The 11,303-nt window shown below is 58.4% G+C and carries 12 protein-coding genes; all 12 read left to right on the forward strand.

Translation table 11 applies throughout. The features are described from left to right. Positions 1–70: 70 nt before the first annotated feature. The 12 genes from ffh (at position 71) to AB4N73_RS26775 (ending at position 11,238) form a co-directional block, all read left to right on the forward strand. Positions 71–1,447, forward strand: coding sequence for a signal recognition particle protein (gene ffh, locus AB4N73_RS26720; RefSeq protein WP_007967791.1), 1,377 nt, complete (start codon positions 71–73; stop codon positions 1,445–1,447). 249 nt (positions 1,448–1,696) lie between these two features. Then, positions 1,697–1,948 (forward strand): 30S ribosomal protein S16, encoded by a 252-nt coding sequence (rpsP, locus tag AB4N73_RS26725; RefSeq protein WP_003185073.1) that lies wholly within the window; start codon positions 1,697–1,699, stop codon positions 1,946–1,948. A 5-nt stretch (positions 1,949–1,953) separates the two neighbouring features. Continuing rightward, positions 1,954–2,490, forward strand: a complete 537-nt coding sequence (gene rimM, locus AB4N73_RS26730) for a ribosome maturation factor RimM (protein WP_016771538.1) — start codon at positions 1,954–1,956, stop codon at positions 2,488–2,490. A gap of 2 nt (positions 2,491–2,492) precedes the next feature. Then, a complete protein-coding gene (trmD, locus tag AB4N73_RS26735) occupies positions 2,493–3,245 on the forward strand; it encodes a tRNA (guanosine(37)-N1)-methyltransferase TrmD (RefSeq protein WP_038860625.1) in 753 nt (250 codons plus the stop codon). A gap of 45 nt (positions 3,246–3,290) precedes the next feature. After that, positions 3,291–3,641: a 50S ribosomal protein L19 gene (gene rplS, locus AB4N73_RS26740; protein ID WP_041478196.1), complete on the forward strand. Its 351-nt coding sequence runs from the start codon at positions 3,291–3,293 to the stop codon at positions 3,639–3,641. 187 nt (positions 3,642–3,828) lie between these two features. Further along, positions 3,829–4,725, forward strand: a complete 897-nt coding sequence (xerD, locus tag AB4N73_RS26745; protein WP_406228343.1) for a site-specific tyrosine recombinase XerD — start codon at positions 3,829–3,831, stop codon at positions 4,723–4,725. Positions 4,726–5,091: 366 nt separating this feature from the next. Continuing rightward, positions 5,092–5,823, forward strand: a complete 732-nt coding sequence (gene dsbC, locus AB4N73_RS26750; protein ID WP_460142764.1) for a bifunctional protein-disulfide isomerase/oxidoreductase DsbC — start codon at positions 5,092–5,094, stop codon at positions 5,821–5,823. 131 nt (positions 5,824–5,954) lie between these two features. After that, positions 5,955–7,259 carry a homoserine dehydrogenase gene (locus AB4N73_RS26755; protein ID WP_024011722.1) on the forward strand — a complete coding sequence of 435 codons (1,305 nt, stop codon included), beginning with the start codon at positions 5,955–5,957 and terminating at the stop codon, positions 7,257–7,259. Positions 7,260–7,365: 106 nt separating this feature from the next. After that, complete coding sequence (gene thrC / locus AB4N73_RS26760) at positions 7,366–8,775, forward strand: threonine synthase (protein WP_024011723.1); 1,410 nt, start codon at positions 7,366–7,368, stop codon at positions 8,773–8,775. 120 nt (positions 8,776–8,895) lie between these two features. Continuing rightward, a complete protein-coding gene (locus tag AB4N73_RS26765; protein WP_095180449.1) occupies positions 8,896–10,269 on the forward strand; it encodes a transporter substrate-binding domain-containing protein in 1,374 nt (457 codons plus the stop codon). Positions 10,270–10,386: 117 nt separating this feature from the next. Next, a complete protein-coding gene (locus AB4N73_RS26770) occupies positions 10,387–10,794 on the forward strand; it encodes a response regulator (protein ID WP_041478191.1) in 408 nt (135 codons plus the stop codon). Between the two features lie 162 nt (positions 10,795–10,956). Then, positions 10,957–11,238 (forward strand): DUF3509 domain-containing protein, encoded by a 282-nt coding sequence (locus AB4N73_RS26775; protein ID WP_016771530.1) that lies wholly within the window; start codon positions 10,957–10,959, stop codon positions 11,236–11,238. Positions 11,239–11,303: the final 65 nt, after the last annotated feature.

Consider the following 11,303-nt stretch of genomic DNA (forward strand, 5'->3'; position numbering starts at 1 on the left):
CCGAGCACATGTTGATTCCGGTCTGGGCCGCCATTATCCCGGTTCGTACAGGGCCTGAAAGGATCGCGCAATGTTTGAAAACTTAACCGACCGTCTCTCGCAGACGCTGCGCCATGTCACCGGCAAGGCCAAGCTGACCGAGGACAATATCAAAGACACCCTGCGTGAAGTGCGCATGGCGTTGCTCGAAGCTGACGTCGCACTGCCGGTGGTCAAGGACTTCGTCAATTCGGTCAAGGAGCGCGCTGTTGGCACCGAGGTGTCGCGCAGCCTGACGCCGGGCCAGGCGTTCGTGAAGATCGTCCAGGCCGAACTCGAAAGCCTGATGGGCGCGGCCAACGAAGACCTCAACCTGAGTGCCGTTCCGCCAGCCGTGATTCTGATGGCCGGTCTGCAGGGCGCGGGTAAAACCACCACTGCCGGTAAGCTGGCGCGCTTCCTTAAAGAGCGCAAGAAGAAGTCGGTCATGGTCGTGTCTGCGGACATTTACCGTCCGGCCGCGATCAAGCAACTGGAAACCCTGGCCAACGACATTGGCGTGACATTCTTCCCGTCCGATCTGAGCCAGAAGCCGGTCGACATCGCCAATGCGGCTATTAAAGAAGCCAAACTGAAATTCATCGACGTGGTCATCGTCGACACCGCCGGCCGTCTGCACATCGACGAAGAGATGATGGGTGAGATCAAGGCGCTGCACGCCGCGATCAACCCGGTCGAAACCCTGTTCGTGGTCGATGCCATGACCGGTCAGGACGCCGCCAACACCGCCAAGGCGTTCGGCGATGCGCTGCCGCTGACCGGCGTAATCCTGACCAAGGTCGACGGCGACGCCCGTGGCGGTGCCGCGCTGTCGGTGCGCGCCATCACCGGCAAGCCGATCAAGTTCATCGGTATGGGCGAGAAGAGCGAAGCCCTCGATCCGTTCCACCCTGAGCGTATCGCCTCGCGGATCCTTGGCATGGGCGACGTGCTCAGCCTGATCGAGCAGGCTGAAGCGACGCTGGACAAGGACAAGGCCGACAAGCTGGCCAAGAAGCTGAAAAAGGGCAAGGGCTTCGACCTCGAAGACTTCCGCGATCAGCTGCAACAGATGAAGAACATGGGCGGCCTCGGCGGCCTCATGGACAAACTGCCGAGCATCGGCGGCGTCAACCTGTCGCAGATGGGCAACGCCCAGAATGCCGCAGAGAAACAATTCAAACAGATGGAAGCCATCATCAATTCCATGACCCCGGCCGAGCGCCGCGACCCTGAGCTGATCAGCGGTTCGCGCAAGCGTCGGATCGCCATGGGTTCCGGCACGCAGGTGCAGGACATCGGCCGCTTGATCAAGCAACACAAGCAGATGCAGAAGATGATGAAGAAATTCACCGCCAAGGGCGGTATGGCAAAAATGATGCGCGGCATGGGCGGTATGTTGCCCGGCGGCGGCATGCCGAAAATGTAAAGACTTCGCCGGTCGTCGCACCGGCGCAGACCCTGCAAGGACGCAGGATCAACAGCAAACCCGCACTCGGCGGGAGCTGACTGGCCGTTTTTATCGACGGCTCTCTATGCAAATCTGCACGGCATGCCATGGGCGCCGGAAAAAGTCATTTGCAAAAGTCCGGATATTCCTTAGAATATGCGGCCTTTCGGGCACCCATGCCCGCTGTGCATTTAGATTTGCAGCACCGACTACAGGAACGATGTTCACATGCTAACAATCCGTCTTGCCCTTGGCGGCTCCAAAAAGCGCCCGTTTTACCACCTGACCGTAACCGACTCGCGTAACCCGCGTGACGGCTCCCACAAAGAACAGGTTGGTTTCTTCAACCCTGTTGCCCGTGGTCAGGAAATCCGTCTGTCCGTGAACCAAGAGCGCGTTGCCTACTGGCTGAGCGTTGGTGCACAACCTTCTGAGCGCGTTGCTCAGTTGTTGAAGGAATCTGCCAAGGCTGCGGCCTGAGCAATATGAACGCGACGCCAGCCCCTGCCGATGATTTGATCGTTATTGGCAAAATTTATTCTGTTCATGGCGTTCGCGGCGAAGTGAAGGTTTATTCCTTTACTGATCCGACTGAAAACCTGTTGCAGTACAAAACCTGGACGCTCAAGCGCGAAGGCAATGTCAAACAGGTCGAGCTGGTCAGTGGACGCGGGAGCGACAAGTTCCTGGTCGCCAAGCTCAAGGGTCTCGATGATCGTGAAGAAGCTCGTCTTCTGGCCGGTTATGAGATCTGCGTGCCGCGCAACCTGTTCGCTGAATTGACCGAAGGCGAGTACTACTGGTACCAGCTGGAAGGTCTGAAGGTCATCGACACCCTTGGGCAACTGCTCGGGAAAATCGATCATCTTCTGGAAACCGGCGCCAATGATGTAATGGTCGTCAAGCCTTGCGCTGGCAGCCTGGATGATCGCGAACGCCTGTTGCCCTATACGGAGCAATGCGTGTTGGCTGTCGACCTGGAAGCGGGCGAGATGAAGGTGGATTGGGACGCGGACTTCTGAACGTGGCTAACTTGCGCGTAGAAGTGATCAGTTTGTTTCCCGAGATGTTTTCCGCCATTGGCGATTACGGCATCACCAGTCGTGCGGTCAAACAGGGGCTCTTGCAGCTGACCTGTTGGAATCCGCGAGATTACACGACGGATCGGCATCACACTGTGGACGATCGCCCGTTTGGCGGTGGTCCGGGCATGGTGATGAAGATCAAGCCCCTGGAAGATGCGCTGGCTCAGGCCAAGGCAGCAGCCGGGGAGGCGGCGAAGGTGATTTACCTGTCCCCCCAAGGCCGTCAACTGACTCAGTCGGCGGTACGCGAGCTGGCACAATCGGATGCATTGATCCTGATTGCCGGCCGTTACGAAGGCATTGACGAGCGCTTTATTGAGGCTCATGTCGATGAAGAGTGGTCGATTGGCGACTATGTACTGTCTGGCGGCGAGCTGCCGGCCATGGTCCTGATCGATGCGGTTACACGACTGCTGCCTGGAGCTTTAGGGCATGCGGATTCCGCTGAGGAAGATTCCTTTACGGATGGTCTGCTGGATTGCCCGCACTACACCCGACCGGAGGTGTATGCGGATCAGCGTGTTCCCGACGTGTTGCTGAGTGGCAATCACGCGCATATCCGGCGTTGGCGTTTACAGCAGTCCCTTGGTCGGACCTATGAACGACGCGCCGATCTTCTGGAAAGCCGCTCGCTTTCTGGAGAAGAGAAGAAGCTGCTCGAGGAATACATCCGCGAGCGGGACGATAGTTAACAACGTATCGATGGTAGATCGAACGATTTACCTTAGGAGCACAGCATGACCAACAAAATCATCCTTGCACTCGAAGCAGAGCAGATGAGCAAAGAAATCCCTACCTTCGCCCCAGGCGACACTATTGTCGTTCAGGTGAAAGTGAAGGAAGGCGATCGTTCCCGTCTGCAAGCGTTCGAAGGCGTTGTAATCGCCAAGCGTAACCGCGGCGTGAACAGTGCGTTCACCGTTCGTAAAATCTCCAACGGTGTTGGCGTAGAACGTACTTTCCAGACCTACTCCCCGCAGATCGACAGCATGGCTGTTAAACGTCGCGGTGACGTACGTAAAGCCAAGCTGTACTACCTGCGCGACCTGTCGGGTAAAGCAGCCCGCATCAAGGAAAAACTGGCTTAAGCCCAGCTTCCGATGCAGAAAAAAGCAGCCTACGGGCTGCTTTTTTGTTGCCTGCGATTTACCGGATCAATCTGACACGCCTCATTCAATGAAGCTGCCTGTTTCTTGATCTGGCCGGCTATGAAAGACTAGCGCGCCTTTATTCTCTATTTGCACGCAGCTTGAAAAAGCCCTGCCCTGAGCACCCATGCCTGCCATCGACCATCCGCTGATTGATCAATTCCTCGACGCTTTATGGCTGGAGAAAGGCCTGTCCGACAACACCCGCGACGCCTATCGCAGCGACCTCGCGCTGTTCAACGGCTGGTTGCAGGAGAAAAATCTCGAACTGATCAATGCCGGCCGCGAGTTGATCCTCGATCACTTGGCGTGGCGGCTGGAGCAAAACTACAAGCCGCGCTCCACCGCGAGATTTCTCTCCGGGGTGCGTGGTTTTTATCGCTATCTGCTGCGGGAAAAACTGATCAGCGTCGACCCGACGTTGCGCGTCGACATGCCGCAATTGGGCCGGCCGTTGCCCAAATCGCTATCGGAAGCCGATGTCGAAGCGCTGCTCAAGGCACCGGACCTGAGTGAAGCCATCGGTCAGCGCGACCGCGCGATGCTTGAAGTGCTGTATGCCTGTGGCCTGCGCGTGACCGAACTGATCAGCCTGACACTGGAGCAGGTCAATCTGCGCCAAGGCGTATTGCGGGTGATGGGCAAGGGCAGCAAGGAGCGTCTGGTGCCGATGGGCGAGGAGGCGATTGTCTGGGTCGAGCGCTATATGCGTGATGGCCGTCAAGAATTACTCGGTGGCCGCCCCAGCGATGTGCTGTTCCCCAGCCAGCGCGGCGAGCAGATGACCCGGCAGACGTTCTGGCATCGGATCAAGCATCAGGCCAAGGTCGCCGGGATCAGCAAATCGCTGTCGCCGCACACATTGCGTCACGCGTTCGCCACGCACCTGCTCAACCACGGCGCGGACTTGCGCGTGGTGCAGATGCTGCTCGGGCACAGCGACCTCTCTACGACGCAGATCTATACCCATGTCGCCCGCGCCCGCTTGCAGGATCTGCACGCGAAACACCACCCTCGCGGCTAAGGCAGGCTTCCATGTTGAGAGAATTACCTGTGGTGAGGGGATTTATCCCCGTTCGGCTGCGCAGCAGTCGCAAACCCGGCTGGCTCGATTTTGACTGAAAGATCGCGGTGGATGGTTTAGGGCTGCTTCGCAACCCGGCGGGGATAAATCCCCTCGCCACAATAATGTGTGTCAGCCACATGTGGTTGTGGGTCAACTGTACAAGCATGAAGATGTGTCAGTTGCACATGAGTGTGTGGCGACAGGCGCATTCGGCCCTCGTGACCTTATGTGTTAGGCTTTGCCGGTTTGCACGATGGACGGTTATGACCCGGTGTTTCGCACGGGCGTTCTGATCGTTTCATTGGCCCGCCCTCAGGAGTACTCATGCGTCTGACCCAGATTTTCGCCGCCGCCGCTATTGCGCTGGTGAGCACCTTTGCCGTCGCCGACGACGCGGCTGACAAAGCCATTCGTCAAAGCCTGGAAAAACTCGAACTCGAGGTTCCGGTCGAAAGCATCAGTGCCAGCCCGTTGCCTGGCATGTACGAAGTCAAACTCAAAGGCAGCCGCGTGCTGTACGCCAGTGCCGATGGCCAGTACATCGTGCAGGGCAACCTGTACCAGCTCGCGAATGGCAAACCGGTCAACCTGACCGAGAAGACCGAACGCCTGGGCATTTCCAAACTGATCAATGCCATCCCGGTGGCCGAAACCCTGGTCTACCCGGCCGTGGGCGAGACCAAATCGCACATCACCGTGTTCACCGACACCACCTGTCCGTACTGCCACAAACTGCATGCCGAAGTGCCCGAGCTGAACAAGCGCGGCATCGAAGTGCGCTACGTGGCGTTCCCGCGCCAGGGCCTGAATTCGCCTGGCGACGAACAGCTGCAAGCGGTTTGGTGCTCGAAAGACAAGAAAGCCGCCATGGACAAAATGGTCGATGGCAAGGAAATCAAAGCCGCCAAGTGCGATAACCCGGTTTCCAAACAGTTCGCGCTCGGTCAGTCGATCGGCGTGAACGGTACACCGGCCATCGTTTTGGCCGACGGCCAGGTCATTCCGGGCTACCAGCCGGCGCCACAAGTCGCCAAACTGGCGCTGGGCGCGAAGTAATTCGCATCGTCACGGGTAACCGTTGACGATCGTGGTCCGGCAGCAGCAGCGCCGGGCCATCAACAGAGAGCCGCGAGCACGCGGTTGTTTTCCGGCCGACCCTGTGTCGGCCGTTTCATGGGGAGTTCACAGTGAATCCGGTCAAAGTAGGCATCTGTGGGTTAGGGACCGTCGGTGGCGGTACCTTCAACGTACTTCAGCGCAACGCCGAGGAAATTGCTCGTCGTGCCGGGCGTGGAATCGAAGTGGCGCAAATTGCCACGCGCACGCCAAAGCCTCAGTTCCAGACGACCGGTATTGCGATTACCAACGATGTCTTCGAAGTGGCCACGAACCCTGAGATCGACATCGTCATAGAGCTGATGGGCGGCTACACCGTTGCCCGCGAGCTGGTACTCAAGGCCATCGAGAATGGCAAGCATGTGGTCACCGCGAACAAGGCGCTGATAGCCGTTCACGGTAATGAAATTTTCGCCAAGGCACGCGAGAAAGGCGTGATCGTGGCATTCGAAGCGGCCGTGGCCGGTGGCATTCCGGTGATCAAGGCGATCCGCGAAGGCCTGTCCGCCAACCGCATCAACTGGGTTGCCGGGATCATCAACGGCACCGGCAACTTCATCCTCACCGAAATGCGCGAAAAAGGTCGTACGTTCGAAGACGTGCTCGCCGAAGCGCAAGCGCTGGGTTACGCCGAAGCCGATCCGACCTTCGACGTCGAAGGCATCGATGCCGCGCACAAGCTGACCATTCTGGCGTCTATCGCCTTCGGTATTCCGCTGCAATTCGACAAGGCGTACACCGAAGGCATCACCAAACTGACCACTGCCGACGTCAACTACGCTGAAGCGCTGGGCTATCGCATCAAGCACTTGGGTGTGGCGCGCAGCACTGACGCCGGCATCGAATTGCGCGTGCACCCGACGCTGATTCCGGCCGATCGCCTGATCGCCAACGTCAACGGCGTGATGAACGCCGTCATGGTCAACGGTGATGCGGCCGGTTCGACGCTGTTCTATGGCGCCGGCGCTGGCATGGAGCCGACCGCTTCGTCGGTGATCGCCGATCTGGTCGACGTGGTTCGCGCGATGACTTCCGACCCGGAAAACCGTGTGCCGCACCTGGCCTTCCAGCCGGACTCGCTGTCGGCGCATCCGATCCTGCCGATCGAAGCCTGCGAAAGCGCTTACTACCTGCGCATTCACGCCAAGGATCATCCGGGCGTACTGGCGCAGGTGGCGAGCATCCTGTCGGAGCGCGGCATCAATATCGAATCGATCATGCAGAAGGAAGTCGAAGAGCATGACGGCCTGGTGCCGATGATCCTGCTGACCCACCGCGTGGTCGAGCAACGCATCAATGATGCGATCACCGCGCTGGAAGCACTGGCTGGCGTCGACGGCCCGGTTGTACGGATCCGTGTCGAACATTTGAACTAAAAGCAGCGGCAAGCTTCGAGCTGCAAGCGGCAAGAGAGAAGCAGTCTGGCTTTTACTTGCGACTTGCAGCTTGCAGCTTGCAGCTCAAACCGAAGGTTTGAAAAAAATGCGATATATCAGTACTCGCGGCCAGGCCCCGGCCCTGAATTTCGAAGAGGTCCTGCTTGCCGGTCTGGCGACCGATGGCGGTCTGTACGTCCCGGAAAACCTGCCACGTTTCACTCAGGAAGAGATCGCTTCCTGGGCTGGCCTGCCATACCACGAACTGGCCTTCCGGGTGATGCGCCCGTTTGTCACCGGCAGCATCCCGGATGCCGATTTCAAAAAGATTCTCGAAGAAACCTACGGTGTGTTCGCCCACAGCGCCGTGGCGCCATTGCGTCAGTTGAACGGTAATGAATGGGTGCTGGAGCTGTTCCATGGCCCGACCCTGGCGTTCAAGGACTTCGCTCTGCAACTGCTCGGTCGTCTGCTTGATTACGTGCTGGAAAAGCGCGGTGAGCGCGTGGTGATTGTCGGTGCCACCTCTGGTGATACCGGTTCTGCGGCCATCGAAGGCTGCAAGCACTGCGAAAACGTCGACATCTTCATCCTGCACCCGCATCAGCGTGTATCGGAAGTGCAGCGTCGGCAGATGACGACGATCTTCGGCGAGAACATCCACAACATCGCCATCGAAGGCAACTTCGATGACTGCCAGGAAATGGTCAAGAACAGCTTCGCCGACCAGAGCTTCCTAAAAGGCACGCGTCTGGTGGCGGTGAACTCGATCAACTGGGCGCGGATCATGGCCCAGATCGTTTACTACTTCCATGCGTCCCTGCAGTTGGGCGGTCCGGCGCGTTCGGTGTCGTTCTCGGTACCGACCGGCAACTTCGGCGACATCTTCGCCGGCTACCTGGCGCGCAACATGGGCCTGCCGATCAATCAGTTGATCGTGGCGACCAACCGCAACGACATCCTGCACCGCTTCATGAGCGGCAACCAGTACGTCAAGGAAACCCTGCACGCAACGCTGTCGCCGTCGATGGACATCATGGTTTCGTCGAACTTCGAGCGCCTGCTGTTCGACCTGCACGGTCGAAACGGTGCGGCGATTGCCGGCCTGATGGACTCGTTCAAAAAGGACGGCAGTTTCAGCGTCGAACAAGAACGCTGGACCGAAGCACGCAAGCTGTTCGATTCGCTGGCGGTGGACGATGCGCAGACCTGCGAAACCATCGCCGACGTCTACGAGCAAACCGGTGAAGTCCTCGACCCGCACACTGCCATCGGTGTGAAAGCTGCGCGCGAATGCCGTCGCAGTCTGGATATCCCGATGGTGATTCTGGGCACTGCCCATCCGGTCAAGTTTCCTGAGGCAGTGGAGAAAGCGGGTGTAGGAAAAGCGCTCGAACTACCTGCACATCTTTCTGATTTGTTTGAGCGAAACGAGCGTTGCACGGTTCTGCCAAACGACCTGAAAGCCGTGCAAGCCTTTGTCAGCCAGCATGGCAACCGCGGCAAGCCACTCTAAGCCAGTAAAAGCTGTCACATTTTGAAGCCCGTCTCCTGACGGGCTTTTTTGTTTCTGCTGCCACACTGCTCGGGTTTTCACCCACGAAGGACGGGTGAGTCGATCACGAAGGAAATGGCAATGCTGTTTTACAGAGGTTTGAAACCGGCACTGGGCTGGTTGTTTTTGTTGGCGGTGCTGGGATGGATGCACAGCGGCGTGGCAGCGCAGATGGCACTCGATCAGGCCAATGCGTCGGGCAATGTGCCGGCTGTCGAGCTGGATGCGCACGAGCGGCAATGGATCCGTGACAACCCCAGAGTAACGGTGGCATCGGTGCAATATCCGCTGTACCTGTTTCAGGACGAACACGGCCAGTGGAGCGGTCTGAACAACGATGTGCTCAAGCGGGTCAGCGCAATGACCGGACTGCAATTCGAGCACCAGGAATCGTTCTCTACCGACCATATGCTCGATCGCCTGCAAAGCGGGGTCGCGGACATCAGTACGACGTTGGCCATGAGCGATGAACGCAAGGCCTTTCTCGATTTCAGTCATGCTTTCGGAGGGGCTGGCTGGGTGTTTGTCGGACATGCCAATGCCCCGAGGGTGGAGTCTTTCGAGCAACTGGCGAAGCGCGTTCTGGTGCTGCCCGCCCGTCATGCCCTGGAGGATGCGATTCGGCGCGATTATCCGTCGATTGAAATACGCTCGGTGAAAACCTACGCCGAAGCGCGGGCGCTGGTCGAGAGTGGGGAAGCCTACGCAACCATCGAAAACGAAATCGGCGCGCAGCTCTATCCGTTGGGCATGCTCAAGGTCGGTGCTCTGGTAGAGGGCAAGTGGGAAGCCGATCATCTGGCTGTACGAAAAGGCATGCCGCAACTACTGAGTATTCTTAACAAGGCGCTGGAAGCTTTCCCTGCTGCGGAGTTGCGGGCGATTCGTCTCAAGTGGCTGGCAGGCGTTTCGCCGCCGCCCGTGCCCTCCGTGTGGAAGCGCCTGGTCGAGTGGGCATGCTGGGCGATGGGGGGAATCGGCGTTTTCGGAATGCTGTCGCTGGTGTGGAACCGGCGCCTGGCGGCCGTGATCAAGCTGCGCTGCGCGGCGGAAAAGGAGTTGGGCGATCAACTGGCCTTTCAGCATGCCCTGATCGATTCGATGCCGGATCCGGTGTTTGTCCGTGATCTGCACGGGCGTTTGATCATCTGCAATCGCAGTTACGAGGAAGCGCTGTCGGTGCGCCAGGACCAGATGCAGGGACGCTTGCTGATCGAAGTCGATGCGTTTCCGGAAACCACCGCGCGGATGCTCCACGACGAATTCATCGCCCAGTTGCAAACCCGCAAGTCGCGCTTCAGCAAACGTCAACTGCTGTTCAAGGGCGGGCCTCGCGAGGTTTATCAGTGGACCGTGCCGTTTTACAGCGGCGACGGCAAATTGCGCGGCTTGTTGGGCGGCTGGACCGACATCACCCAGCGTCGGACCGAGAGCGGGTGTCGCTGTCTGCAGTAAAGAAGGGAAATGTCCTGCAAGACGCGGCTACTTTTCTGATGGGAGGCTTAAGACGCCTGCCCTAGAGTGAACGACACCTGCGGTGAGAGTCCGCGATGATCGCTCCAGAGGTCGCCCATGCGCTCGCTTAAAGTCCTGATTCTTGAACCCAACCCGTTCCAGCTGATGGCATTGCATCAAATGCTCAATGCCATCGGCATCTACGACGTATTGACCGCGCCTTCGCTGGCGTCAGCCTTGTCTTCACTGGGGCATCGCGGTGCGGTCGATATCGCCATTTGCGATCCGCAGCTCAAAGGTGGCGATGGGTTGGCATTGATTCATCACCTGGCGGCGCACCATGAGGCGCGTGCCCTGATTCTGCTGGGCTCGGTCGCGCAGAGTTTGTTGAGTGACCTGGAGCCGGTGCTTCGTCAACAACGCCTGCGCCTGCTGGGGCGTCTGCAGACACCGGTTTCGGCGGTGTTGATGCGAGGTCTGCTGGACAGTTATCTGATCACTGCGCAGGCACTCATCGAGGCCTGATACCGGCGAATATTTTTCTGTCATCTTCGCCATGCATGCTCTGTCAGACACGGTCCTGCAAGGTCGGAACGTGACAGGCAGAACTTTCTTCTCGGGCCGGTGGTCATTTAATGTGAACACGCCCCAGGCACTGTGTTTTCGGACTATTGAGTGGAGATCGAGATGGAAAGTATCAGTCTATTGCTCGGTGAGGCTCTGAGCCCGTATCAGGTGACGCTGACCCCTCGCGGCAGCCATGGTGAATGTCTGGTGACGCTGAAGAACAGCAGCGGCGCCATTGTGGTGGAACGAGAATTCAATCAGGCCCAGTTGAGCGACAAGCGCTTGCTGACCGACGTGGTGGACGGCCTGCACCGTGACGTGATGATCGCCGAAGGGCGGCTGGAACCCTGCGTCATTGCGGCGTTGCGCAATGCAGCTCTGGACAAGCGTCCGGCCCTGTAAAGATGAAATATTTTTTGTGGGAACCTTCCTGCATCCCTGTCAGTCAGACCCCGTAACAGCAGGAT

The organism is Pseudomonas sp. S3_B08, from assembly GCF_054667725.1.